General features: G+C 43.3%; 25 protein-coding genes. 16 read left to right on the top strand and 9 right to left on the bottom strand.

What is annotated here, in order from left to right:
- Window position 1: 1 nt before the first annotated feature.
- Window positions 2-664 (bottom strand): aminodeoxychorismate/anthranilate synthase component II, encoded by a 663-nt coding sequence (locus GPUN_RS05405; protein ID WP_006004216.1) that lies wholly within the window; start codon window positions 662-664, stop codon window positions 2-4.
- Window positions 661-2,370, bottom strand: coding sequence for an anthranilate synthase component 1 (locus GPUN_RS05400; protein WP_006004215.1), 1,710 nt, complete (start codon window positions 2,368-2,370; stop codon window positions 661-663). The genes GPUN_RS05405 and GPUN_RS05400 overlap by 4 nt, the downstream gene beginning before the upstream one ends.
- Before the next feature lie 752 nt (window positions 2,371-3,122).
- Between GPUN_RS05400 and GPUN_RS05395 the strand changes: the two genes are divergently transcribed.
- From GPUN_RS05395 to fghA, 13 genes are all read left to right on the top strand, one after another.
- A complete protein-coding gene (locus GPUN_RS05395; RefSeq protein ID WP_006004214.1) occupies window positions 3,123-3,968 on the top strand; it encodes a PHP domain-containing protein in 846 nt (281 codons plus the stop codon).
- A 113-nt stretch (window positions 3,969-4,081) separates the two neighbouring features.
- Window positions 4,082-4,702, top strand: a complete 621-nt coding sequence (locus GPUN_RS05390) for an L-threonylcarbamoyladenylate synthase (RefSeq protein ID WP_006004213.1) — start codon at window positions 4,082-4,084, stop codon at window positions 4,700-4,702.
- Window positions 4,703-4,719: 17 nt separating this feature from the next.
- On the top strand, window positions 4,720-5,547 hold the full coding sequence (locus GPUN_RS05385; RefSeq protein ID WP_006004212.1) for a segregation and condensation protein A: 828 nt from the start codon (window positions 4,720-4,722) through the stop codon (window positions 5,545-5,547).
- On the top strand, window positions 5,534-6,226 hold the full coding sequence (gene scpB / locus GPUN_RS05380) for an SMC-Scp complex subunit ScpB (protein WP_006004210.1): 693 nt from the start codon (window positions 5,534-5,536) through the stop codon (window positions 6,224-6,226). The genes GPUN_RS05385 and scpB overlap by 14 nt, the downstream gene beginning before the upstream one ends.
- The gene (gene rluB, locus GPUN_RS05375) at window positions 6,226-7,122 is read left to right on the top strand and encodes a 23S rRNA pseudouridine(2605) synthase RluB (RefSeq protein ID WP_006004209.1); all 897 of its coding nucleotides are present in this window, start codon (window positions 6,226-6,228) and stop codon (window positions 7,120-7,122) included. Before scpB ends, rluB begins: the two co-directional genes overlap by 1 nt.
- Before the next feature lie 11 nt (window positions 7,123-7,133).
- Window positions 7,134-7,967 carry a tRNA pseudouridine(38-40) synthase TruA gene (gene truA / locus GPUN_RS05370; RefSeq protein WP_006004208.1) on the top strand — a complete coding sequence of 278 codons (834 nt, stop codon included), beginning with the start codon at window positions 7,134-7,136 and terminating at the stop codon, window positions 7,965-7,967.
- 228 nt (window positions 7,968-8,195) lie between these two features.
- Window positions 8,196-9,086, top strand: coding sequence for an acetyl-CoA carboxylase, carboxyltransferase subunit beta (gene accD, locus GPUN_RS05365; protein ID WP_006004206.1), 891 nt, complete (start codon window positions 8,196-8,198; stop codon window positions 9,084-9,086).
- Between the two features lie 9 nt (window positions 9,087-9,095).
- The gene (locus tag GPUN_RS05360) at window positions 9,096-10,430 is read left to right on the top strand and encodes a bifunctional folylpolyglutamate synthase/dihydrofolate synthase (RefSeq protein ID WP_006004205.1); all 1,335 of its coding nucleotides are present in this window, start codon (window positions 9,096-9,098) and stop codon (window positions 10,428-10,430) included.
- A 39-nt stretch (window positions 10,431-10,469) separates the two neighbouring features.
- Window positions 10,470-11,120 carry an SPOR domain-containing protein gene (locus GPUN_RS05355; RefSeq protein ID WP_006004204.1) on the top strand — a complete coding sequence of 217 codons (651 nt, stop codon included), beginning with the start codon at window positions 10,470-10,472 and terminating at the stop codon, window positions 11,118-11,120.
- Between the two features lie 80 nt (window positions 11,121-11,200).
- On the top strand, window positions 11,201-11,695 hold the full coding sequence (locus GPUN_RS05350; protein ID WP_006004203.1) for a CvpA family protein: 495 nt from the start codon (window positions 11,201-11,203) through the stop codon (window positions 11,693-11,695).
- Between the two features lie 21 nt (window positions 11,696-11,716).
- Window positions 11,717-13,234 (top strand): amidophosphoribosyltransferase, encoded by a 1,518-nt coding sequence (gene purF, locus GPUN_RS05345; RefSeq protein ID WP_006004202.1) that lies wholly within the window; start codon window positions 11,717-11,719, stop codon window positions 13,232-13,234.
- 145 nt (window positions 13,235-13,379) lie between these two features.
- Window positions 13,380-14,525 carry an S-(hydroxymethyl)glutathione dehydrogenase/class III alcohol dehydrogenase gene (locus GPUN_RS05340; protein WP_006004201.1) on the top strand — a complete coding sequence of 382 codons (1,146 nt, stop codon included), beginning with the start codon at window positions 13,380-13,382 and terminating at the stop codon, window positions 14,523-14,525.
- Window position 14,526: 1 nt separating this feature from the next.
- Window positions 14,527-15,426: an S-formylglutathione hydrolase gene (fghA, locus tag GPUN_RS05335; protein WP_006004200.1), complete on the top strand. Its 900-nt coding sequence runs from the start codon at window positions 14,527-14,529 to the stop codon at window positions 15,424-15,426.
- Between the two features lie 14 nt (window positions 15,427-15,440).
- Here the strand turns inward: fghA and GPUN_RS05330 are convergent, their stop codons facing one another.
- The 3 genes from GPUN_RS05330 to GPUN_RS14525 form a co-directional block, all read right to left on the bottom strand.
- Window positions 15,441-15,881, bottom strand: a complete 441-nt coding sequence (locus tag GPUN_RS05330) for an ATP-dependent zinc protease family protein (protein ID WP_006004199.1) — start codon at window positions 15,879-15,881, stop codon at window positions 15,441-15,443.
- Between the two features lie 228 nt (window positions 15,882-16,109).
- On the bottom strand, window positions 16,110-18,551 hold the full coding sequence (locus tag GPUN_RS05325; RefSeq protein WP_202946220.1) for a S41 family peptidase: 2,442 nt from the start codon (window positions 18,549-18,551) through the stop codon (window positions 16,110-16,112).
- Window positions 18,475-19,041 (bottom strand): PD40 domain-containing protein, encoded by a 567-nt coding sequence (locus GPUN_RS14525; protein WP_202946219.1) that lies wholly within the window; start codon window positions 19,039-19,041, stop codon window positions 18,475-18,477. Before GPUN_RS14525 ends, GPUN_RS05325 begins: the two co-directional genes overlap by 77 nt.
- Window positions 19,042-19,348: 307 nt before the next feature.
- Between GPUN_RS14525 and miaE the strand changes: the two genes are divergently transcribed.
- Window positions 19,349-20,143 carry a tRNA isopentenyl-2-thiomethyl-A-37 hydroxylase MiaE gene (gene miaE / locus GPUN_RS05320; protein WP_006004198.1) on the top strand — a complete coding sequence of 265 codons (795 nt, stop codon included), beginning with the start codon at window positions 19,349-19,351 and terminating at the stop codon, window positions 20,141-20,143.
- Here the strand turns inward: miaE and GPUN_RS05315 are convergent.
- Together GPUN_RS05315 and GPUN_RS05310 are read right to left on the bottom strand one after the other, a co-directional pair.
- On the bottom strand, window positions 20,123-20,845 hold the full coding sequence (locus GPUN_RS05315) for a UDP-2,3-diacylglucosamine diphosphatase (protein ID WP_006004197.1): 723 nt from the start codon (window positions 20,843-20,845) through the stop codon (window positions 20,123-20,125). The two genes, miaE and GPUN_RS05315, sit on opposite strands and share 21 nt — an antisense overlap.
- A 9-nt stretch (window positions 20,846-20,854) precedes the next feature.
- Window positions 20,855-21,349: a peptidylprolyl isomerase gene (locus tag GPUN_RS05310; RefSeq protein ID WP_006004196.1), complete on the bottom strand. Its 495-nt coding sequence runs from the start codon at window positions 21,347-21,349 to the stop codon at window positions 20,855-20,857.
- 131 nt (window positions 21,350-21,480) lie between these two features.
- Here GPUN_RS05310 and cysS point away from each other — a divergent pair, with 131 nt between their 5' ends.
- Window positions 21,481-22,860 (top strand): cysteine--tRNA ligase, encoded by a 1,380-nt coding sequence (gene cysS / locus GPUN_RS05305; RefSeq protein WP_006004195.1) that lies wholly within the window; start codon window positions 21,481-21,483, stop codon window positions 22,858-22,860.
- Window positions 22,861-22,924: 64 nt separating this feature from the next.
- Here cysS and GPUN_RS05300 read toward each other — a convergent pair whose 3' ends face one another.
- Both GPUN_RS05300 and gloB read right to left on the bottom strand, forming a co-directional pair.
- Complete coding sequence (locus tag GPUN_RS05300) at window positions 22,925-24,607, bottom strand: lytic transglycosylase (protein WP_006004194.1); 1,683 nt, start codon at window positions 24,605-24,607, stop codon at window positions 22,925-22,927.
- 60 nt (window positions 24,608-24,667) lie between these two features.
- Complete coding sequence (gene gloB / locus GPUN_RS05295; protein ID WP_006004193.1) at window positions 24,668-25,444, bottom strand: hydroxyacylglutathione hydrolase; 777 nt, start codon at window positions 25,442-25,444, stop codon at window positions 24,668-24,670.
- A 120-nt stretch (window positions 25,445-25,564) separates the two neighbouring features.
- On the opposite strand from gloB, the gene GPUN_RS05290 reads away from it, so the two are divergent.
- Complete coding sequence (locus GPUN_RS05290) at window positions 25,565-26,326, top strand: class I SAM-dependent methyltransferase (protein WP_006004192.1); 762 nt, start codon at window positions 25,565-25,567, stop codon at window positions 26,324-26,326.
- The last annotated feature ends 48 nt before the right edge of the window (window positions 26,327-26,374 follow it).

Genomic DNA, 26,374 nt, shown 5'->3' with positions numbered 1-26,374 from the left:
GTTATTTCCCTTCGCTTTGTGCATAGGTTTCATCTGCACTGCTTGCGGTAATAGGCGCACTAATTAAATATTGTATTGCTTGTAATAACAGTTGGCTACCTTGACTAGTTAGTACCGACTCGGGATGAAATTGGAAGCCAAGCATCTTATCATTGTTGTGCAGCACTGCCATGGGAAGCCCGTCTATATGTGCAATAACTTGCAAACATTCTGGTACATGCACTGCGGCCAAGGAATGATAGCGCGCAATGGGCATAGGCGATGGTAGGTTTTTAAACAGTTTAGGATAATCATGCTTCATCATGGACGATTTTCCGTGCATAACCTGCGGCGCTCTGGCTATTTTACCGTGGTAACTTTCCACTATAGCCTGATGCCCTAAACAGATACCCAGCACGGGAAATTTGCCTTTTACTTGTTCAAGAATGGCGGGCATGTTACCTGCATTGCTGGGTGAACCGGGTCCCGGTGATAGCATAAGAAGAGTAGGGCCGAGCTGACTATAGTGGTGAAGCTTATCCATTACTTTATGCGTATCTATGCTGTTTCTAAACACCGTTAGAGTGACGCCCAGCACACGTAGCTCATCTACTAAATTATAGGTAAACGAATCTTGGTTATCTATTAGTACCAGCTTAAGGTGACTCAAGGTTTGGCTCTTCACGGCTGCTTACTCCCTTGCTTTTGCATATTTTTATCATGTTGAAGACTCGTATCATCGGCCTTTTGCACTAATGTGGAAACTTTAGCAGTTTGCGTTTTTTCGCTTACCGCCGAGTTGCTGCGTTTTATTGCCGATATCACCGCCTGTGCTTTTGCGGTGGTTTCATCAGCTTCAAACTGCGGCACTGAATCATTCACCACGCCAGCGCCGGCCTGTATGTGCGCTAAGTTATGTTTTACAAAGGCTGAACGGATAACAATACAGGTATCAAAATCACCCAAGCCGTTAAAATAGCCAACCGCGCCACCGTAGCTGCCGCGCCTTTCTTTTTCGGTGTGTCTTATTAAGCTGGCCGCGCTAATTTTGGGTGCGCCTATTAAGGTTCCCATATTCATACAGGCTTGATAAGCGTGCAGCGCGTCTAAATCGTCGCGTAGTTCACCTACCACGCGCGACACTAAATGCATAACGTGCGAGTAGCGGTCAACTTTCAGCAGATCTTTAACGTGTCTGGTGCCGGGTTTACTCACCCGAGCCACATCGTTGCGAGCTAAATCTACCAGCATAATATGTTCAGATTTTTCTTTGTTGTCTTGCTGTAAATCGAGTTCTAGGCGGCTGTCTAAATCGACGTCAATACTGCCATCGCTGCGTTTACCGCGCGGTCGGGTGCCGGCAATGGGGTATATTTCAACGTAGTTTGTGGCTGCGTCGTATTTGAGCGCTGATTCAGGCGAGGCGCCGAATATAACAAAGTCATGGTCTTGCATATAGAACATGTAGGGAGACGGATTGGTTAACTTTAGCTGCCCGTAAGCAAGCAAAGGATTAGGGCAAGCAAGGGTAAAAGTGCGCGAGGGCACCACTTGAAATATGTCACCGTCGAGGATGTTCTCTTTTAGCGCGAGCACATCTTCACAATAGGCTCGGTCTGATTTATTCACTGAGACCTGCGTTGAAGGGTCTATAGGCAGTATGGTCTTGCTATTAATTGCTTCTGGCAGCTTTGCTATTTGATTAGTGATGAATTCTAATCGCTGATGGACTGAAAAGTAATGCTTGGCGACTTCTTCACCGCTAAATACACTGCCAATAATTTGGGTGCTGTTGGTTTGATGATCGACCAGTATGAGTGTTTCGGCCAAATAAAACACATAGTCAGGACAGGTATTACTCGATTCAGGCACCTCAGGCAGAGATTCAAAATTAGCTAATAAATCATAAGCGAACACACCGGCTAAAAAAACGGCGTGAGGATGTTGGCGAAGCGCTTTGAGCGATGATTGTATAATGCGCAGGGCATCAAATACACTGCGCTGCTTTAAACGTGAGTCTTCGTCTAGGTCGACATCGCATGTATTGAAGTTGAGCGTAAGCAAAGTGACCTGTGCATGCTCTGCCTCAGCCTGTAGCTGGGGGTTTGCATAATCGCTTAATAACTCTGCTATGAAAGGTAATAATGGCTGACCATTTTCAGACAGCGCTGTAATAACAACTGTATTTTTGTTGCATTCGATACGCAAAGCCGCGTCAATCAACAAAAGGCTCTTTAAGTTGTCTTTGCTGTCAATTTCTGCTGATTCAAGCAGTATAGAATGCTTGTTAGCAAGTGTATGGTATGCGTGTAATGGATTAGCAATATACGGTGCTTCAACCACTATACTTTCAACTGTGCCTGGCTGGCTTCCTAAATCCGACAAATTCATAGTTTACTGCGCCTCTTAGTATAGGGTGTATAGTCAATAGGTAATATGCCTGTCGGGCTTTCTTTGTGTTTATTGTATTAAAATTTGACAACAAAAAAGGCCCAGTATGTGGGCCTTGGATATGCGAACACGCACATGCAACCTGACCCTAAGTCTGGCTGTGCCACCAACAAATTGTAATTATGTGTGTTAAATGCATGAAATATCCAATATGTTTATGCGTTATCTCGGGGGTCTTGTTATCGATTAACTTTGTAAAGGTGTGATTGATAACACCGCAAGGCAAATAATTTGCTAGTTTTCTAAGCCCATAGGAGAAACCATAACGCAGTTAATGTCAACCACAAATATAAATTAAAATGCATCACCGGTGTAAAATACTTTTTGTCTATCTTGAGGACGGACAAAAGCGCAATGTACACTGTGTGTAATTGTGCGTTATAATACCAAAATGGTAAAATGGTAAAATGGTAAAATGGTAAAATGGTAAAATGGTAAAATGCAAAATGAGTTGAAGGTATGTTTCACCGTGCAGTGGTGATGGTTACTGACTTTGATGCCCTTACGGATTATCGCCTGTTAATGCGATAAAAAAGGGGCGGTACAAGTCACCACGATAAGTTGTCACATAAGCTGAGGTTGAAGTTAAAGCGTAAGCTGCTGTGTACGTCAATACGGGGCTCGTTTTATGTCACTTCTTTGCTTGTACAGACACCACTTTAAAACATTTTTTACGCGGGAAAGGTATATATTTGAAAATTGATTTACACAGTCATACTCATCATTCAGATGGTAAGCTAAGCGTTGCCGAATTGCTAATGCGTGCGCAGCAAATGCAGGTTGATGTGCTCGCTATTACCGACCACGACTGTATAGATGCGATAGCCCCCGCACGCGCAATTTTAGCCCGCAATAAGCAAAAACTTACGTTAATAAGCGGCACCGAAATATCAACTAGATGGCATGGCTTTGAAATTCATATTTTAGGCTTAGAGGTGGATCATGAATGCCCCGTTTTTGTACAAAGACTCGCTACGCAGCTTGAAAAACGCCAAATAAGAGCCCAAAAAATATGCGAAAAGCTCAGTAAAATAGGCATTCATGACGTATTACCCCTTGCGCAAAATATGGTAACCAGTGGCTGTATCTCGCGCGCTCACATTGCCCAAGTCTTAGTTGACAAAGGCGTGTGCGATTATTTTCAGCAGGCTTTTACTCAGTATTTAGGCAAGGATAAAAAAGCCTATATAGTACCTCAGTGGATAGGCATTCAAGAAGCTGTGCAGTGGATTCATGAGGCCGGCGGCAAAGCCGTAATTGCGCATCCGTTTCATTACGATATGACAACCAAGTGGCTGCGCCGTTTAGCCGAAGAGTTTGCATCATACGGCGGTGATGCCATGGAAGTTCAACATCCGAATTTAGCCAAGGAAAAACACGATCTCATGGTAGACATTGCCTTAAAAACAGGCCTTATGGGTTCAGCTGGCTCTGATTTTCATGCGCCGTCAAAGTGGACCGAGCTGGGCCGTAGGCTTAACATCCCAGCGAGTTTGACGCCCGTTTGGACAAGTTTTAAAACGCATTTAGGTGCGTAATAGTCAGGTTTCATGTGCGTAAAAAAGTAAACCTATATTATGAGTAGTTTTAGCGATTATAAATGCGTGGTATAATTTAGCGACATTCATTAGTATGTTTAGTAGCAGAATTTATGAGCCAGTTTTTTTATATTCACCCTGACAATCCTCAAGTGCGATTAATCAAGCAAACCTGCGAGCTGATTAAAAAGGGCGAGGTCATTGTGTATCCGACTGATTCAGGTTATGCCATTGGTTGTCAAATGGAAAACAAAAAGGCCCTTGACCAAATCTGCACTATTAGGGACATTCCTAAAGAGCATAACTTCACCTTAATGTGTCGCGATATGTCAGAACTATCCATATATGCACGCGTGAATAACGTCGCTTTCAGGCAAATAAAGAACAATACTCCTGGGCCCTATACTTTTATTTTAAAGGCCACCAAAGAAGTCCCGAAAAGATTACAAAATCCAAAACGTAAAACCATTGGAATTCGCGTGCCTAACAATGCCATTGCACTTGCTATATTAGAAGAGTTAGGCGAGCCGCTTATGTCTACCACACTAATTTTGCCCAACGCTGCAATGGCAGAAACCGATCCTGAGCAAATAAGAGACAAACTAGAAAAACGCATTGGATTGATTGTGCACGGCGGTTATTTAGGAGAACAACCCACAACTGTAATCGACATGTCAGAAGGTGAAACAACCATAATACGCCGTGGCAGTGGTGATCCTTCGCAGTTTGAATAGGCAATTTTGAAATACCTATGAACGGTTCAAAAGACAAATCGAAAATAACTGAGCAGCAGCCCCTAGCGCTCGCCTTTATTAATGGCGAGGCTTTCATTAATAAGCCTGAAGATTTATATATCCCTCCTGACGCTCTGGAATTAATTTTAGACACCTTTGAGGGACCGCTCGATTTACTGCTGTATTTAATCCGCAAGCAAAAATTCGATATTATTGAACTGCCGGTGCTGCAGGTAACGCGTCAATATATGGAATATGTAGAGGTAATGACAACGGTAAAGTTAGAGCTTGCGGGAGAATATTTAGTGATGGCTGCTATGCTGGCAGAAATTAAATCACGCCTGTTATTGCCTAAACACGACAGTGTGAATGACGATGAAGATGATCCACGCGCCGAACTTGTGCGCCGCCTCAAACAATACGGACAGATAAAAGCCGCGGCGTTTGAACTTGATAATTCTGTGCGCTTAAAACGTGATTTTTTTGTTGCCAGTGCTGATACAAGCGATAACGTGCAGCCCATAAAAAATGTGCCGCAAGTACAATTGCAAGAACTAACAATGGCGTTTTTAGGGGCAATAAAGCGCGCTAATGCTTATAGCCATCATCACATTGCACGAGAAGTGTTGTCGACGCGTGAACGCATGAGTATGGTACTGCACAAGCTCAATAGTCATACTTACATAGCACTTAGCGAATTGCTCAGTATTAACGAAGGCAGGGCAGGCATAGTTGTCACCTTTATCGCCATTCTTGAACTGGTAAAAGAATCTTTGATAGTTTTTGAGCAAGGTGAACCATTTGGCGATCTTCATGTTAAACTAGGCACCTATGAGCAAGATTAGCAACAGTCAACTAAAGCAATTGCTAGAAGCCGCGATTTTTGTGAATGAAAGTCCCTTGAGCATCGACAAAATGCGCTGTACTATTCTGAGTGAATTAGCAGTGTCTTCATCGCAGCTTAACAAGTCGCTAAAAGAGCTTGAATTAGACTACGCACCAAGAGGCATCAAGCTTATTAAAGTGGCTAGCGGCTTCCGGTTTCAGTCAGATACTGGCCTAGGCCGGCTGTTGAGCAAGCTTTGGCAAGAAACGGCGCCTAAGTATTCGCGCGCTATGCTAGAAACCTTAGCGCTTATTGCATATAAACAACCCATCACTCGAGGCGAAATAGAAGATATTCGAGGGGTGGCAGTGAGTAGCAATATTATTCGCTCACTAAGCGAACGCCGGTGGATTAAAGTAGTAGGACATAAAGAAGTACCGGGAAGGCCGTCACTGTTAGCCACCACCGCTACTTTTCTCGACTATTTCGCACTAACTTCGTTAACAGAACTGCCGTCGGCTGAGGTATTTGCCGAAAATATTGAGGCGGCTATGCAGGCCTCTAGCACAGTGACCATAGACATTGAAGAACACGCACCGCAGGCTGAAGCATTGGCGAAAAACAATGAATCTGGCTCGCAATCAGTGCTTGATGAAGTAAACACGATAAATACACCTAGCAAGGCAAATACACACTAATGAGTGACAATAAAAACGCATCTGAGAAGCTGCAGAAAGTACTAGCGAACAATGGTTTAGGTTCACGTCGTGAAATGGAAAGATGGATCCAAGAAGGTCGTATTTCGATTAATGGAACCAAAGCCACTTTAGGCGATAGAGTAGAAGTGAGTGTTCAAATAAGAGTTGACGGTCACTTAATAACACGCTCAAAAGAAAAGTCTCCTTGTAGGGTGCTGATGTACAACAAGCCTGAGGGCGAACTGTGTGCTAGGGTTGACCCTGAAGGCAGGCCTACCGTATTTGAACGCCTGCCTAAATTGACCGGCGAACGCTGGATAACCGTGGGTAGACTAGATATAAACACCAGTGGGTTGCTGTTGTTTACCAACGACGGTGAGCTTGCCAATAGACTCATGCACCCAAGTCATGAAGTAGAGCGTGAATACGCGGTAAGAATATTCGGAGAAGTGACACCCAAAATGCTGCGCATACTGTCGCAGGGCGTTGAGCTAGAAGACGGTTCGGCAAAGTTTAATCATATTCACGTAAGGCCAGGCGATCCTGAAAGTAACAATCGGTGGTTTAACGTGACTCTTTCTGAAGGCAGAAACCGTGAAGTTAGACGCCTATGGGAATCTCAAGGTGTGCAGGTGAGTCGATTAATGCGCGTGCGCTATGGTAACTTAGAGTTGTTCAAGCGCCTGCCCCAAGGCGCTTGGGTAGAACTTGATATTCTCAATGTGAATGCGCTTCGCAAAATGGTGCAGCTGCCGCTGGAAACTGAAACAAAAATGCATGTCGCTGAAAACCTCGACCATACAAAATTAAGCCGTATGCGCCGCAGCGTTAGAAAGCACAAGCAAAATAAAGCGGTGGGGCAGCGTAGCCGCCGAAATCAATCACAAAATAGGTAGTGATTGCAAAAATGACCTTTTTAGGGGCGCAAGACGACGGTGTTATTATTCATCCGGGGCGAGTTGCACTTGGAATAGAATACATGGGCGCCGACTACAGCGGTTGGCAGCGCCAATTAAGCGTCGACTCGGTGCAGTCTCGCGTAGAAGATTCACTCGCTAAGATCCTCAGGCAAGAGGTCTCGGTTAGCTGCGCTGGCAGAACCGACGCTGGGGTGCATGCTACCGCGCAAGTAGTGCATTTTGATGCGCCTGTTACCAGACCATTAAAAGCTTACACACGCGGCATGAATACTACTTTACCCAAAAACGTGGCAATTACTTGGGCTAAATCGGTAGACGATGACTTTCATGCGCGCTTTAGTGCTACCGCGAGGCGCTATCGTTACGTAATTTACAACAGTGCGCTGCGTTCCGGCGTATTCAACGCCGGAGTGACGCACGTATTTAAGAAAATTGACGCAGCGCTTATGCACCAAGCCGCACAAGGTTTAGTTGGTAAGCATGATTTCACTTCTTACCGCGCCGCTCATTGCCAAAGCAAAACCCCAATAAGATTAATGCACCATATACAGGTATATCGACTGCAGCAGTTTGTTATTGTGGATGTAAAAGCGAACGCTTTTTTGCATCACATGGTGAGGAACATTGTGGGTGCTTTATTAGACGTAGGCAGCGGCGAAAAACCCATTAGCTATATTGCTGATTTACTTGCGCTTAAAGATAGAAGTCAGGCGTCGACTACCGCTAAACCAAACGGTTTGTATCTGGTGCAAGTAGACTACGACAGCCGTTTTGCACTGCCTAGAACCAATGTTGGCCCTTTGTTTTTGCCAGATTGTTAGTGCTTCAATCAAGCGTCAAGTTACTACTAATTGCACAAAACAACAAAATATACGCTCAAGCGCAACACTTTAAAGCACTTAAACATTTAGAATACTTCAATTTTGTGGTTTAATTTGGTTATATTAGCTGGATAACGCTTAAGTAGGCCTCGCGTGTAAACGCATGCGGGGTTGTTTTGCACTCATTTATAAATTCGACATGAAAAACGAAAACAACAGGAATGCTTTATGAGCTGGATTGAAAGAATACTGCCAAAGACACAAAGTGGCGCCAAAGGAAATGTACCAGAAGGTATTTGGACAAAGTGTGCGGCTTGTAACGCGGTGTTATACAAAACTGAATTAGAAAAACAGCAGGAAGTGTGTCCTAAATGTGACCATCACATGCGTATAACCGCGCGCGGCCGCTTGAATAGTTTCCTTGACCCAAAAGATAGACAAGAAATAGCCAGTGAGCTTGAGCCGCAAGATATATTAAAGTTTAAAGACTCGAAGCGATATAAGGACCGAATAAGCGCGGCGCAAAAAGCCACAAACGAAAAAGACGCGTTAGTGGTCATGAAAGGCAGTTTAAACGGAATGCCCATTGTGGTCGCTAGTTTTGAATTTGCCTTTATGGGTGGCTCTATGGCTTCTGTCGTGGGCGCCAAGTTTGTCGCGGGCGTTAATGCGGCATTAGAAAATAACTGTCCGTTTGTCTGTTTTTCTACCAGCGGCGGTGCCAGGATGCAGGAAGCCTTACTATCGTTAATGCAAATGGCAAAAACCAGCGCAGCGCTGGCCAAATTGAGTAAACAAGGTCTGCCGTATATATCGGTGTTGACTGACCCGACTATGGGCGGTGTTTCTGCTAGTTTAGCTATGTTAGGCGACATAAACATTGGTGAGCCAAAAGCGCTTATTGGTTTTGCTGGTCCGCGAGTAATAGAACAAACAGTGAGAGAAAAGCTGCCTCCAGGTTTTCAACGCAGCGAGTTTTTGTTAGAAAAAGGCGCGATAGACATGATTGTAGATAGACGCCAAATGCGCGATAAAATATACAGTTTGTTGTCTAAATTGCATCATATGAACCTTGTTGATAAACCAGAGGAAGCGATTGAACTGCCTCCTGCCCAATAGGGTTAAATAGTGGATAACACGCGTAGCTTGCATGACTGGCTTGAATATATCGAGAGCGCGCACACGCAAGTAATTGATATGGGCCTTGAGCGCGTGCAAAAGGTCTTTAAGAGGCTGTCTCTTGATTTTGCCGCTCGCTGCGTAGTGACCGTTGCTGGCACTAACGGTAAAGGCACAACCTGTCGTTTTATAGAACAAGCTTGTTTGCATGCCGAAAAGACTGTGGGTGTATATGCATCTCCTCATATTTCCTTATTTAACGAAAGAATAAGAATAGGCGGGCTTGACGTTGACGATGCCACACTGTGCGCTGCTTTTACTAAAATTTATGAAGCGGCGAGCGGCTTAAAAAGCCACAATAATGATAGTGTTGAAACAATTTCGTTAAGCTACTTCGAATACGCGACTCTTTGTGCATTGCTTATTTTTGCTGAGAAAAATGTAGATGTGTGTGTATTGGAAGTTGGCTTAGGGGGAAGGTTAGATGCGACTAATATTATTGACGCCAACATTGGCGTAATTACCAGTATCGGGTTTGACCATCAGTCATATTTAGGCAATACCTTAGACGCTATTGCTGGGGAGAAAGCCGGTATTATAAAGCCTGCCCAAAGAGTGGTCATTGGCTATAGTAGTATGCAGGACAGCGTTGGCAAAATCCTGACGCAATTTTCTATTCACACCTTGTTGTGCGAGCAAGATTTTGGTTTAATCCAAAGTAAATCAAGCGCAGTCGCTTCCTCGCTTAGCACAGGCTGGATTAGGGTGGACAACACCCTTGAACATTTCTCACTGCAGCATACTCAAATTCCAGCGCAAAATGTGATGACCGCAATTGCGACACTGCACTTTATCGCGCAATTTTTTGCACACTCGGAACCCTTATTATTGCAGCATAAAACACTTGAAGCGTTAATTAATAAAGTTAACGTGCCTGGGCGCTTCGAAGTAGTCAGTCAATCACCGTATATAATTTTAGACGTCGCACACAATGAAGACTCTGCTAAATATTTGCTGTGGCGTTTGCAGCAAAAACAGTTTAATCAGTGTCACATCCTTATAGGTATGCTAAAGGATAAAAATATTGAGGCAACGATAGAACAACTCATCAGTGTAAATGCGCAGTGGTATTGTGTTGACTTGCCCGCACCGCGGGGTGAAAAAGCAGATAGATTGCAAAAAGCACTGCACTCACTCAATAAAAAATCGGAAACCTTTAATGATGTACCCACAGCGCTTAAGCGCTGTGTTCAAGAATGTCAAACCGGCGATATCATTTTGGTAGTCGGCTCATTTATATTGGCTTCAAATTTTATGCAGGCATTGTTAGACTACAAACGTTAATTTTAACGGCTTTCTTATTTACAAGGCAAACGAAATCCAATGACAAGTGCACTTCAAAACAGATTAGTGGGTACCATCATTGTGGTGGCATTGGTGGTAATACTCGTGCCAGAATTTTTAGACGGCGAAAAGCGTATTAGCAAACAAGAGTTTGTTGACATACCGCCAGTTGCAGAGCTTGTGCAAGTCCAAAACACCGCTGAGTTTGATACAAACAGTTTACAAGCGCAGTTAAATCAGGCTATTGAAGTAATTGACGAGTACCCCGTAGATGATCCCGAAATAGGCAGTGCGAAAACGCCCGTTAATCTTAAAGACAGTACCAATGGACAACTTGCTCAAGGTGAGAAACAAACTATCGTCGATATCGCTGCGTCTGCAGGCGCAAACCCCTTAGGTCCTTCTGAGCAAGGCGACGAATTTTCTCAAATAGATATAAAAGACTCTGGTTGGGTTGTGCAATTGGGCAGTTTTAGGCATGAAAAAAATGTTAAGGACTTACTCAGAAAGTTAAATGTTGCCGGATATCGCGCCTATAGCCGTCCGGTAATGACGTCAATGGGTAAACTAACCAAAGTATTTGTCGGCCCTGAGCTTGACAAAGAAAAGTTGGAATTGGCGCTTCCCCATCTAACAGAAATAACAAAATTAAAGGGCAGAATTACCCCATTTGAAGTAAACGCTGGGTAGTTACTTTTGCGAATCTTTGCTATAGTGCGCTCCACTCAAAAAGGCTAAAGCAACACCTTTTTACAGGATAAAGACAGCCCATGAACTGGTTTGATTTCACGATCATAAGCATTATTGCGTTTTCAACGCTTATTAGCTTAGTGCGCGGTTTTGTTAAAGAGGCGATATCTCTCTTTATTTGGATAGCCGCCTTTTTCGTTGCCCGTACTTTTTATCCTCAGTTAGCAGAACTCCTAAACCAAATAAATGAACCTACACTTCGAAACGCCACCGCCATTGGTATTTTATTCACAGGCACGCTAATTGTTGGCGCGCTCATAAACTATGTAATCTCTCAATTGGTTAGAGTCACGGGTCTTGGCGGCACTGATCGCGCCCTAGGCATGGTGTTTGGTGCGCTGCGTGGTGTGCTAATTGTGAGTGCTCTGTTGTTTGCTATTGACACTTTTACAACGTTTGCTCAAGCAGGGTGGTGGACGTCTTCGATGCTGGTGCCCGAGTTTGGCATTATTATAGAGTGGTTCTTTGAATTTATGAAAGAGCGCTCAAGTTTTTATCAGGTGAATAATGTTTAATTCAATCACAGGAAGTTAAATATGTGCGGCATTGTAGGTATAGTCGGTAAAGATTCAGTTAATCAGTTAATTTATGATTCGCTCATTGTATTGCAACACAGAGGCCAAGATGCTGCAGGCATAATGACCATAGAAAACAATATGTTTCATCTGCGCAAAGACAACGGACTGGTGCGCGATGTATTTCATACCCGCCATATGAAACGCCTAAGTGGTAACGTGGGTATTGGACATGTGCGCTATCCAACAGCAGGCTCTTCGAGCTCTGCAGAAGCGCAGCCTTTTTACGTAAATTCCCCTTTTGGTATTGCTTTTGCTCACAATGGTAATTTGACCAACGCGCATGAATTACAAGACGAAGTGTTTCGGGTGGCCCGCCGCCATATTAATACGACATCAGACTCAGAGATATTATTAAATATTTTTGCCCACGCGCTTACCCAAACTAGTGAGTTAGAGGTTACCGCCGAGGACATTTTCAAAGCCGTTGAAATTTCGCATAGTAAAGTAAAAGGTGCTTACGCCGCAGTTGCTGCCATAATAGGCTATGGCATGGTGGCGTTTAGAGATCCAAACGGCATTCGCCCTTTGGTGCTAGGCAAACGCGCCACCCTTCTTGGAGATGAATACATGGTGGCATCTGAAAGCGTAGCGATTGACGCAGCTGGCTTTGAATTTGTGCGTGATGTAGCCCCAGGCGAGGCAATTTATGTTACCGAACAAGGTCAGTTATTTACCAAACTATGTGCACCAAAAGCGTCTTTAAACCCGTGTATTTTTGAATTTGTATATTTTGCACGGCCCGATTCTTTTATTGATGGCATTTCAGTGTACGCCTCGCGTGTTAATATGGGCAAAAGGTTGGGTGAAAAGATTAAACGTGAATGGGCTGATATAGACATAGACGTGGTTATTCCAATTCCCGAAACGTCTATGGACGTGGCTCTTCAAATTGCTAACACGCTTGAAAAACCCTATAGACAGGGCTTCGTGAAGAACCGCTATATTGGTCGTACCTTCATTATGCCGGGTCAAGTTCAACGCAGAAAGTCGGTTCGCCGTAAGCTAAATGCGATTAAATCTGAATTTAAAGACAAGAGCGTGTTACTAGTTGACGACTCAATCGTGCGCGGCACAACCTCAGAGCAAATCATTGAAATGGCACGAGAGTCGGGCGCGAAAAAAGTATACTTTGCCTCCGCTGCGCCTGAAATTCGTTTTCCTAATGTTTACGGCATTGATATGCCATCGGCAAACGAACTTATTGCTTATGGTCGCGAGATACCGCAAATACGAGACTTGATAAAAGCAGACGGTTTAATATTTCAGGACATTTGTGACTTAATAGGCGCCGTTAAAGAAGAAAACCCCGCCATTAGTCGATTCGAAACTTCTGTGTTTGACGGCGATTATGTAACCGGCGATATAGATCATGAGTACTTAGAAGGCATCGACAAAGCGCGTGGTGAAGCAGGTAAAAGTAGTCCTACCGTTCAGGCTGAGCTAAGTAATTTAGAGATGTATAATATTGACGACTAAGCTTTGCTGCAAAGATACTTGGTTCTTACACTGATGGTTTTGACTTGTTTCAAGCTAATTGGTATTTAAGCACCTTTGACGTGTACTTTTATTCAGCTTTGCTTTTTATTTCACGCAAAACTTTATTCACACATAAGGACGACACATGTCACAATTTATTAAATCCAAAGCAGCGGTAGCATGGGCAGCTAATCAGCCACTGAGTATTGAAGAAATAGACGTAATGCTGCCTAAAGCTGGTGAAGTATTAGTAAAAATAATCGCAACAGGTGTTTGCCATACCGACGCTTTTACACTATCAGGCGAAGACCCAGAGGGCTTATTCCCAGTAGTGCTAGGACACGAAGGCGGTGGTGTAGTTGAACAAATTGGCGAAGGTGTTACCTCAGTGTCGGTAGGGGATCATGTTATCCCTTTATACACGCCAGAATGCCGTGAATGTAAATTCTGCTTATCCGGTAAAACCAATCTGTGTCAAAAAATTCGTGAAACCCAAGGTAAAGGCTTAATGCCTGACGGTACTAGCCGCTTTTATAAAGACGGCAAACCACTGTTTCATTATATGGGGTGTTCAACCTTTTCTGAATATACCGTATTACCTGAAATTTCCTTAGCCAAGGTAAACAAGAAAGCCGCTCTTGACGAAGTATGCTTGTTTGGCTGTGGTGTGACCACGGGTATTGGTGCGGTCATGAATACCGCTAAAGTACAGCCCGGAAACAGTGTTGCTATATTTGGTCTAGGCGGGATTGGTTTGTCGGCTATTATTGGCGCCGTTATGGCTAAAGCAGGCACTATTATTGCCGTGGACATAAATGAAAGTAAATTTGCATTGGCCAAGAAGCTTGGCGCGACGCACTGCATCAACCCAAAAGATTACGACAAACCGATTCAAGACGTCATTGTTGAGCTTACTGACGGCGGCGTAGACTTTTCATTCGAATGTATTGGAAACGTAAACGTTATGCGCAGCGCTTTAGAATGTTGCCATAAGGGTTGGGGGGAGTCAGTTATTATAGGTGTGGCCGGCGCTGGTCAAGAAATTAGTACACGGCCATTTCAACTGGTCACGGGCAGAGTTTGGCGTGGTTCTGCTTTTGGCGGCGTAAAAGGGCGCACAGAGCTTCCTGATTACGTTGAAAAATATTTAAAAGGGGACATAAAGCTAGACGACTTTATCACCCATAACATGTCACTTGAGCACATTAATGAAGCATTTGAGCTAATGCATGCAGGTAAAAGCATACGCAGCGTTATACATTTTGGTGATAGCCCTAAAGTGAGTCAGTAATATGTCCAATGAATCATCAACAAGCAAACAAATCGAAGAGCTAAAGAGGGTATCGCAAACCTTAGCTTTTAACGGCACGCTTAGCCAATACAGCCATTATTCACAGCATAATAACTGCGATATGCGCTTTGCTATTTATTTACCGCCCCATGCTACCGGTGCTGGTATTGAAGGTAAGCTTGAGAATGTGCCCGTTATTTATTGGCTGTCAGGTTTAAGTTGTACCGATGAAAACTTTATGCAAAAAGCAGGGGCGCTCAAAATGGCGGCGCAATTGGGCATTGCTATTGTTGCGCCCGACACCAGTCCACGTGGAGAGGACGTGCCTGATGATCCTGATAAAGCTTATGATTTTGGCTTAGGCGCAGGCTTTTATCTTAATGCGACACAGCCACCATTTGATCGCAACTACCAGATGTATGACTATATTCTTAAAGAGCTTATCCCTGCGGTGGAAGCTAGCTTTGCGGTAAGCAGTAAAAAAGCGATCAGTGGTCATTCAATGGGCGGGCATGGCGCATTAACCATTGGTTTGAGAAACCCCGAAGTCTTTACTTCTATTTCAGCCTTTAGTCCCATTTGTAACCCCGTTGAATGTCCATGGGGAATAAAAGCATTCACGCATTATCTAGGAGATAACACCGACACATGGACGATGTATGACGCTTCACATCTGATCAAAAAAGCAAATATAAAAACGCCTATTTTGATTGACCAAGGCGCAGACGATAGTTTTTTAAAGAGTGAATTAAAACCAGAGAGCTTGCTCAAAGCGGCTTTGATAAACGACTATACTATCCAATTAAATATGCGCCCTGGCTATGACCATAGTTACTATTTTATTAGCAGTTTTATTGAAGAGCATATCGTGTTTCACGCGCAGTTTTTGCAAGCAGTTTAACGCAAGTTTAACTATTACGAATCCGAGACTAAAAACTCTTGGCTAGGATCAACTAATATTTTATTCGCCATTGCTTGGCGACCAAGTAGCATTAGATAGGTCATTTCTGTTCTATCGGTGAGATTGATCCTTATTGGCCACTTATGTTCACCTATCGCTAGCGTGGTTGCGATGACGTATCGGTGTTCGAGTGTCTCGGACGAGCTTCTGACTTTGCGTCTTGCTTTGACAACGCTTGAATGTCGGGTTATTTTTGCTACATTGTACACATCGGGGTGGATGTCGAAGCTAATCCACGATTTCCCGCCTTTTTCATATTCTTCGACATTTTCTACATGTAGTGAAGACGTCGCGGCGCCGGTGTCTACACGCATGACTAAATTAGAGATGCCTAAATCGGGCAAATCACATTTTTCTAATGCGCCAACAACTAATTTTCCAGCAGAACTATCCATAAATACCTATTATATCAATAAAAACCCAGTGTCTGCTTGTCCGACTTATGTAGAGTTTCCTAAATGAAAAGCCTTGCTTTGCTATTAGTGCCTATACATCTCATATAATCGCAAAACTTGCAGCGTCCTATATTGGAGGTAGTGTAAAGGATGAAATAAAAATCGCCTACAACTACCCGCTATTTTATGTGCATTTTACTTATCGCGTTCGGCTTTTGGCGCACCGCGCTAAAAGTCTTCAAGCATCTGCTTAATAGCATGCTCTAACTGCTGATCGCGGCCTTTGTCAATCATGCCTGGCGCATTTTTAACTTCAATATCAGGTGCGGTTTGATTGTTTTCTAGCCATTCTCCCTTTTGGTTTTTGGCGCTTATCGGCACTACACCCCAATAGCCGCCCATGGGTAAACTTTCCCATCCTGCAAAACTGCAGGTGCCCGGTACTGGCATGCCGACTGATTTGCCTAATTTTAAGTCGGTAAAACCACTGGCGTAGCAATGTCCATCGCTATACATTGATTCGTTAAACAGCGAAACAACAGGTTTGGTATACCGAGATGTAGGCTCCCCGCCTACCACTTTGCCTTCAATAGCGTAGGTTAAAAAAGATTCGCCAGTAAAGAACATGGCTAAATCGGCAACTAGATCACCGCCGCTGTTAAAGCGCGTGTCTATAATCATGGCTTCTTTATCAAAAAATCGACCCATCATATCGTCGTATATATCGCGATATGGGCCATCGCCCATCCCTGGAATATGCACGTAACCGAGTCTTCCATCACTTTTTGCTAATACTTCTTGCTCATTTATTTTAACGAAGCGTTCATATAAAAGGTCAGACTCTTGCGAGCCTGAAATAGGCTTAACCGTTACTTGCTTGCTTTTGCCTGTGGCACTATCGAGTATGTCAAGTAGTGTAAATTTGCCTGCTTTACGATTAAGCAACATAGGCCAGTCGAGACTATTGGTAATTGTTTCACCATCAATTTTGACAATAAGCATGCCTGCTTGTACATTAAATCTAGCTTTGTCTAAAGGACCGCCGTTAATAACTTCTGTAATTTTAACGCCATCACCTTGGTGTTTGTAGTCATAAAATATTCCCAATGAAGCTGTGCTGTCACCGGTTTCATTGCCACCTCGTATACCTGCGCCAGCGTGAGATACATTCAATTCACCCAGCATTTCACTGAGTAATTCGGTGAACTCATGTGTGTTGCTAACATGAGCAACCTTAGGTTTATATTCGCTTCGCATTAGGGGCCAATCAGTGCCATGAAAAGTGGGTTCATAAAATATTTTCGCGGTGCGCAGCCACACATGGTCGAATGAATGCTGGCGCAAGGCATCGCGGTCAATGAGAACTTCACCATTAATAAAAACCCTCTCGCTGTTACCTTCGTCTATAAGCAGTTTGCTAATGTGCCCATCGCTTAGTAAATACAAATTTTCCATATTTGGGCCCCACATTAGGCTGCCGTTTGGCGTATTTAAACTAATGGTCTTGGCAGTTTCTTGGGTGCGTAAATCGGTTTCCCATAAATCGAATTCGTCTTCAAAACGCGATAAATAGTAAAGTTTGGTCGCGTCTTTGTTAAGCACGGCATCGGCTAAAAAAGAGGAGTGTATGGTCAGCTTACTGACTCTATCGTTTAGATCGTCCCACTCAATTGTAATTGGTTCAAAGTCGAGTTCTTCACTTTCAATATTTTTATCATCGCTGGAAGCGTCGTTATTATCAATATCAGTATTAGCTTTTTCTTTGTCGAGTTTTTCTTGTGCGGCCTCTTCTATAGCCGTTTGCAAGGCGTAGTCATCTTCACTTAAGTTGAATTTATCCCAATCGACTTGGTTTAAGAAAAGGGTGTACACATCATTTTGTGAACGTCCACTGGTAGCATAGCTTTTCAAACCATTGCGATTACTAAACCATATTATTTGCTTGCCTTGATTTACCCATTTAGGCTGGGCATCATAATAGCCGCTGGGAATAACTACCCTCATGTCTTGTTCGCCCGTCACGTGGACCATGGCGATGTCAGCATTATTCAATAGTTTGCGGTATTCAAATAAAATCCATTCGCTGTCTGGGCTCCAGCTAAAGGTTTGGTCGCCATCGCGCATGTGTATCATGTGTTCGGGCGTAACTAATACAACCGTTTCTAAGGTGTTTAAATCCATTATTTTTAAGGTGCGTCTGTCTTCAATAAACGCCAATTTTGAGCCGTCTGGTGAAATACGTGGTTGGTAATTATCGGCCTTGTTACTGACCAAGATTTGCTCGTTAATTAAAGTGGCTGCGAAGAAAAACGGTTCTTCCTCACGTTTTTTACTGGCTTTGAAAATACTCCATTTGTTATTGCGCTGGGCAGCATATAGCAGGTAGTCACCGTCGGGCGAAAAGCTTATGAAGTTTTCTTGTGAGGCGGTATTGGTAATTTGCTTGGTAAACGCACCGTCGCTTGACGATACAAACACTTCACCGTTTGAGATAAAGGCTATTTCTCTGCCATTTGGAGATACTGCCATATCGGAGATGTCGCCGTTGATACTGACCATTTCTTCGCTGTTTTCGACGTCTTGGGTACGAATGCTAATCTCTAATGGCGTTGGTGTGCTGCCGGGGATCATGGTAAATAATTTGATCACCGGCGTTGTTAATTTGAACATCTTCTAGCGCTAGGCTTAAAAACTGATCAACACGGCCGCCGTTTACTGGCACGCTGTAAAGCTCGAACTGTCGTGACGTTGGATATTGCCTATGCTCAACACTGTCCATGCGCTGGCCTTTAAACAATATTTTTTTATCGTGCGTGAAAGTATGCGGTTGCTCATCGCTGGAGTGAAACGTAAGTCTTTTGGCTTTGCCGCCTAAAGCATCCATAACAAACACATCGAAATTGCCAAAACGGTCAGAGGCGAAGGCTAATTGTTGACCGTCTTTGCTCCAAACAGGTTTAAAATCATGAGCCTTATGAAAAGTTAAGCGTGTTGCTTCACCGCCAGTTGAAGCAACACTATATATGTCGCCTTTATAGGTGAATGCAATACTCTCACCATTGGGTGAAATAGCGGGATAACGCACCCACTGCGGCGAAACTTGAGCAAGTGTGGTAAAACAAAAAGACATTAAAATAATGCCCGTTAATAGTATTTTCATAAATTCTCTTTTAATGGCCAAATCAATTAGCGAATCTCTATCAATAAGATTCAGCGAGGCACAAGTTATAGGCCGATAATATCGTGAAAAGTCGTAATGCTCAATGCACGTCTTAATGCCTCACAAGATAACAATTTGTTTATCAGTAAAACGCTATGCACTAAGCGATATTTATATATTGCAATGTATTTGATAGCATAGAAGTGACGATTGAGCTCAGCACTTTTTATGCTATAATTTTAGGTAGTACACTGATTATTTTCTTGGCTATGTTTATGCCATATCTTTTTTATAAGGCTATCTTGGTTTGGATACAATATTACACCCTATAAAGCATTTCTTGCACTGCGCCACACCACAAAGTTGGGTAGATGAGGCTGTAAAGCCGGCTAATTTACCTACGCTTTTGAACGACCATCTAGTATGCGAGCTAAAGGCAGCGCAAAGTGCGATGTTTCTCATTCGCCGCTATGCTGTAGACGCTACCAGCGCAAAAGCACTGCTGGAGTGGTTGGCGCCTTACGAAAAATTTACTTATCGCCAAGAGGGTAATTGGCAAGACTTACCTAAGTGCAAATTAAATAAGTCGATGATGGCGAAAAGTGATTCACCCTACAGCCAAAACCTCATTGATAAAATGGTGCTGTTGATAAAAGAAGAGCTGCATCACTTTTATCAAGTACTAGAAATGATGGATATTTATGCTATTGAATATACAAACATCAGTTCTAGTCGCTATGCAAAAGGCTTACTGACGCACTGCAAAACCCACGAGCCCGACGCGTTAATTGACAAGTTAATTTGTGGTGCTTATATAGAGGCGCGCTCATGTGAGCGTTTTGCCAAAATAGCGCCGCATTTAGATCCTAAACTTGGTGAGTTTTATACCAGTTTGTTACGCTCAGAAGCGCGTCATTATCAAGATTATTTAACCTTGGCCACCGATATTGCACAAATAGATATTGCCCCCAGAATAGCGTTTTTTGGTGAAAGAGAAGCTGAGCTTATCAGCACGCACGACTCAGATTTCAAGTTTCACAGTGGTGTTCCATGTGCAGCAATTAACAGCGCTGAGCAGAGCTTAAAAGCGGCGAGTTTCTAAAGACAGCGAATCAGCGTTGGCGATCAAAATACTGCCTTGGCTATACCAATCGCCTAACACAATGCGCTGCACGGCTTGATAATTAAGCGTGAAATTGTGTATGTTTGGGCGATGGGTATGCCCGTGAATAAACAACTTAACATCAAAGTGCAGCATGGCTGATTCCACCTCTGACTGCGTGACATCCATTATTTCTTCGCTTAAGGTCAGCTGATTTTTTTTACTTATTTTTCGGCCCTTGTGCGCCATTTTTATGCGCAGGCGAAGCGGTATCGCTAACATCAATTTAGGCCACCACCATCCGCGCGCTTTCTTACGAAACTTCATGTACTCAATGTCTTTGGTACACAGTTCATCACCGTGGGATATAAGCGTTTTACGCCCATATAAATCAATCACGAACTGCTCTGGCAGCAGCTTCATATTGCAGCGCTTGGCAAAGCCTTGGCGCACGGCAAAATCTCTATTTCCGTGTATAAAAAACACCTCTGTGCTGTTAGCTACCTTCGCTATCGCTTGAGCGACCTGTTGCGAAAAAGGCGTGTTGTGATCATCGCCAATCCACACTTCAAACAAGTCACCTAGAATATACAGGGCATCGCAGCCTGGCGCTTCGTGTTCCATGAAATTAAAAAAGCACTGAGCGATATCACTTCGCTCAGCGCTTAAATGTAAATCAGAGATAAACAGCGTTTTCGACATAATCGCTGCTTATGACTGCAGGGTCGCCGATTCAATAACGACGTCTTCTAGCGGCACATCGCCGTGCATGCCAGAGTTACCGGTTTCAACGTTCTTTATCTTTTCAACAATATCCATGCCTTCCACTACTTCAGCGAATACGCAGTAGCCATAGCCTTGTGAATTAGCAGCACTAAAATCTAAAAAATCATTGTTTTTCACGTTGATAAAAAACTGACAAGTCGCTGAATGAGGATCATTAGTACGAGCCATTGCCAAGGTGCCTTCTTTATTGCTTAGGCCGTTGTTTGCTTCGTTTTCGATAGACGATTTAGTTTTTTTCTGACTCAGTCCTGGCTCAAACCCGCCGCCTTGGATCATGAAAGAGCTAATCACTCGATGAAAGATAGTCCCGTCGTAAAATCCTTCTTCTACATGCTCTTTAAAATTGGCGACTGTATTGGGTGCTTCTTTTTCAAATAATTTGATTTTAATATCGCCAAAGTTTGTTTTTAACAAAACCATCTTGTTTTCCTTTTATATCTATATGTGAGTTGAATAACTATACCATACAAATAGTAGCCTATATGGCTAGCAAAATGCTAGAATTCTATGCATCTTTTTACGCACCAGAGTTTAATTAAGCCCTATAATTTATGCTGCAAATTTACAATACCCTATCTAAAGAAAAACAGCCTTTCACGCCTATCGTTAAAAATAAAGTAGGGCTGTATGTATGTGGAATTACCGTATATGACCTTTGTCATATGGGTCACGCGCGCACCTATTTGAGTTTTGATATTGTGCTTAGATATCTTAGACACCTTGGTTTTGAGGTAAAGTATGTACGAAACATAACAGACGTTGACGACAAGATTATTCAAAGGGCGCAGCAAAATAATGAAACGCCGGGTGAGTTAACGCAGCGCACTATTACAGAAATGCACGCAGATTTCGCCGCCCTGAATCTTCTTAAACCAGATGTCGAACCTCGCGTTACTACGCACATGCCTGAAATTATTACGGTAATAGAGCGCTTAATCGACAAAGGTTATGCCTACCAGTCATCTACCGGTGACGTGCTGTTTAAGGTCAATGCGTATGAAGGCTATGGCAAACTAAGCAAACAAGACCTTTCCCAATTGGTTTCAGGTATTCGAGTACAAACCACAAGTGATAAACATGATCCGCTCGACTTTATTCTGTGGAAAGGGGTGAAAGAAGGTGAAATATCATGGGCTTCACCTTGGGGTGAGGGTCGTCCAGGCTGGCATATTGAGTGTTCGGCCATGAACCACAAGCATTTGGGTGAACACTTTGATATTCACGGTGGCGGTTCTGATTTGATTTTTCCCCACCATGAAAACGAAGTTGCGCAGTCTTGCTGCGCCTATGATACGCCGTATGTAAACACGTGGATGCACACAGGTATGGTGCAAATTAACAATGAAAAAATGTCTAAGTCTTTGGATAATTTTTTCACCTTACGCAGCGTGCTTGAAAAACATGATGCAGAAACTCTTCGTTTTTTCTTAATGTCGGCGCACTACCGCAGTCAGCTTAGCTATTCTCAAGAGAATATAGATCAAGCGCGTGCTAGTTTAGAAAGGTTTTATACTTCCTTGCGTGACGTTAAAGCTAACGTAGACGTTGAGATGTCATACGGTGGATATTTAGCGAAATTTGAAGCGGCTATGAACGACGACTTTAATATGCCAGTTGCCGTAGCGGTGCTCTTTGATATTGTAAAAGATCTAAACAAGCTAGACAGCAACAGTGATGAGGCTAAAGATACCGCAGGGGCTTTGCGACACTTGGGGAAAATATTAGGCATACTAGAAAACGAACCTGAACAGTTTCTGCAGGGGGATCTTAGTCAAGATCTTACAGCGCAAATTGAAGCCCTCATTGCCAAGCGTATTCAAGCCAGAACCGATAAAAATTGGGCATCCGCTGATGCTATACGCGATGAATTAAGCGCTTTGGGTGTTATTCTAGAGGAAAGTAAAACAGGGACTACTTGGCGTAAGGCCTAGTACTGTATGCGACACAAATAAAAAGGGGTGTATAGGCCCTTTTTATTTGTGTAGTGTTCATACTTTAGGTTCGCTTAACATCTACTCGAATCTTCAATTTCTGTCCTGGTTGTAAATATTTTTCACCTTCTAGGTTATTCCACTGCGCGATATCAGCGATTCTTACCTTGAAGCGACTTGCTATAAGCGCTAAAGAATCCCCAGAGCGTACGGTATACACAAGATTTCGCATAACCGGAGAATTGGCGTCTGGTATGGCAATGTCGTCTGTCCAAATCACCAAGTTTGCGCCCACTTTTAAGGTGTCAGTTGGCGCCATTTTGTTCCATTTTGCTAACTCTCTTACGCCTACCTTGTGCGCTACTGCAAGGTCCCAAAGGGTGTCACCGCGGTTAACTGTATGTTCTATTTTATGATTAGCGCGTTTGATTGACTGCGTTTTTACCAATCGCTGATCTGCCGACAGGCTATAAGCATCCAAGTCTTTTAGCGACACGGGGATCAATATATAGTTATTTGCCACGATCATGTTAGATTTTAAGTTGTTTACCTGTTTTATGACGCTTACGCTGGTGGAATATTTGCGTGCAATAAGCCCTAAACTTTCACCACTTTTAACTTTATGGCGCACCCAGTTCAGCCTGTCCTTGCTGCTTGTTTGTGCCAGCATGGCAGTAAAAGATTCGGCCTTGTCTATGGGCAATAATAGGCGGTGAGGGCCGTCGGGGTCGGTTGCCCAGCGGTTGTATCCTGGGTTTAGTGCTTGCAGTTCGGCAATTGTCAAATTAGCCATGCGTGCCGCTACCGCTAAATCTATTTGTGAGCTCACATCAACGATTTCTACAACGGGTGCATTAGCAATTTTGGGCCAGCTAAAATTATATTCGTCCTGACTCTTTAAAATATCGGCCAATGCAAGCAATTTAGGCACATAAGCACGGGTTTCTCGGGGTAAGTCAAGCGACCAAAAGTCGGTTGGTTTGCCTGCGCGCTTGTTTTTCTTGATGGCACGCATTACTCTGCCTTCACCACTGTTGTAGGCGGCTAATGCGTGCAGCCAATCACCGTCAAACATATCGTTTAGGTAGCGCAGGTACTTTATAGCCCCTTCAGTAGATGCTATTACATCGCGGCGTCCGTCATACCACCACGTTTGTTTCATGCCAAAACGCTTGCCTGTACTGGGAATAAATTGCCACATGCCCGATGCTCTGCCGTGCGAATAAGCAAAAGGGTCAAAGGCACTTTCAACGATGGGCAATAGAGCCAACTCCATGGGCATGTTTTCTTGTTCAAGTCGTTGGGTAATGTGGTAAAGAAAGGGACGGGCGCGTTTTGACACTCTTTGCATATAGGCGGGATGGCGCAAATACCAATTTTTTTGAGCGTCTAATCTGGGCTGATTTTGGGGAATTGGCAACGTCATTTGATATTGAATTTTTTCCCACAGATCATTCAGCGTATTAGGATCGATCGGATCTGGCTGCTCAAGCGCTATGTCAACTTCTTGCGTGAGATGAATCACTTTTATAACACCGTCTGACTGGGTTTCACAGTCTTGTAAATGGCCTGCATTTTGATCTGAAGAATTAAGCTCACCGGAACAAGGCAGCAGATTGTCGATAATAAGTTCGTTCACTTCACCAATAGTGTCTTGGACGTCCTCGTATTCTTTTTCAATCACTAGAGGGTTAACAGAGCAAGCGCTAAGCGCGATAACAAGACCAACAGGCAATATAAACTTCATAACTTCCTTTTTCACTAATAAGGTTGAAAACTGACAGGCTTAGACTGGGTTTACATTACATTAAAAATTGTCTTTTAATTCTCGTAATTTAGCAAAGGTGCCTATTTGTGTCGTCAAAGCGCTATTTTCGCTATAATTTTCAAAAATTGTTTTTCTGATAGCGTTGCTATGACAGCGCAGAAACGGATTAATTTCACGTTCTTTGCCAATTGTGCTAGGTAAGGTAATTTTATTTTGTTGTCGTTGAGCGTTTACCCATTTTGAATAGCGGTTTAATTCGCTGTTGGTGCCATCAACGCTGAGCGCAAACGCTAAATTGGCTTGGGTGTATTCGTGAGTGCAATATACTTTTGTGCGGCTAGGTAAGGCGGCTAGTTTTTGCAACGACGTGTGAAACACGTCTGGAGTTCCTTCAAACATTCGACCGCAGCCGCCTGAAAATAGGGTGTCGCCACAAAACAAGAAGTCTTCGTGTACGTATACAATATGGTCAAGCGTGTGTCCTGGCGTCGCCAAGATAGTAAAGGTAATGTCAAAGGCTTTTATGTGGAGTGTGTCACTGTCTTGGAGCGTGTAATTAATGCCTGTAATGGTCGGATTGTTAGGGCCATATACTTTAGCCTTTGGAAAAGCGGCTGTTAATGCAGCAATGCCGCCAGTATGATCAAAATGATGATGCGTTATTAAAATGCAATCTAACGTAAGCTGATGCGCTTTTAAAAAAGCAACAACAGGCTTAGCGTCACCGGGGTCAACCACCAAAGCATGCGTATTGTTGTGCAGCGCCCAAATATAATTATCGGTAAACGCTTTTATAGATGAAATTTGATAAGTCATGGTATAGTTTTCGTTCACGTAAAAGAGACTTGTGATAATATCACAAAAGCAACAAAACGTTCACTTCCTTGCTTTTGTGTAAGCCAGCCTTAATTTACGACACGTCACTGGAGATAGTACATGATAATGCGTTCGGCACGCACAGATATCCAACCCGATTATCCAAAACAGTGGCAACAACTAAGCCAAGGAGAACTTGCGCGCGACGAATTAGAAAAAGCACTCGAGCCTATTGTAGCGCGCATTTTTGGCTATTATTTGGTAAAAATTGGCAGCTTAAGTAGCCAAATTAGCCTACCTACCTGCACTATTAAAAATCAATTCAGTTGCGCGCCGCATGCTAATCAGCACAATAGTTTGTATGCAAAATCCTCAAGCTTACCGTTTCAAAATAACAGTATTGACGCATTTGTGATTTTGGCTGAACTAGATTTTGCGCAAGACCCTCACCAAATTATTCGGGAAATTGACCGCGCCATTACGGTCGATGGCAGGGTGGTAATTGCGGGTTTTAATCCTTTTAGTATTGCTGGTGTGCTAAAATATATGCCCATTAACCGCAAAAACATTTTACATCAAGGCCGTTTTTTTACCGCATCTCGTATTAAAGACTGGCTGGCCTTACTGAATTTTGAAATTGTTCAGCAAGAAAATCTTGTATATTCTTCTCTTTTTATGCAAAAGCAATTTAACAGTCAAAGCCCCGTGCAAAAATTCTGCAAACGTTATCTACCTTGGTTTTCGTCTATGTATATTATTGAAGCCAGAAAGCGTGAGATGCCGTTGACGCCGATAAAACCGGTTTGGCAGGTCAAGCATAAGTTTAGTACTTCGCCTATTGTGGCTAGAAACTCACAGTCATCTTTTAAGAAGGCAAATTAGCCTTATATATCTGGTTTAGTTTTATTACGCAGGACCCAGCATAGGGTA

Source organism: Glaciecola punicea ACAM 611, from assembly GCF_000252165.1.
GTDB classification, from domain to species: domain Bacteria; phylum Pseudomonadota; class Gammaproteobacteria; order Enterobacterales; family Alteromonadaceae; genus Glaciecola; species Glaciecola punicea.
This window is presented reverse-complemented; position numbering and strand designations above follow the sequence as displayed.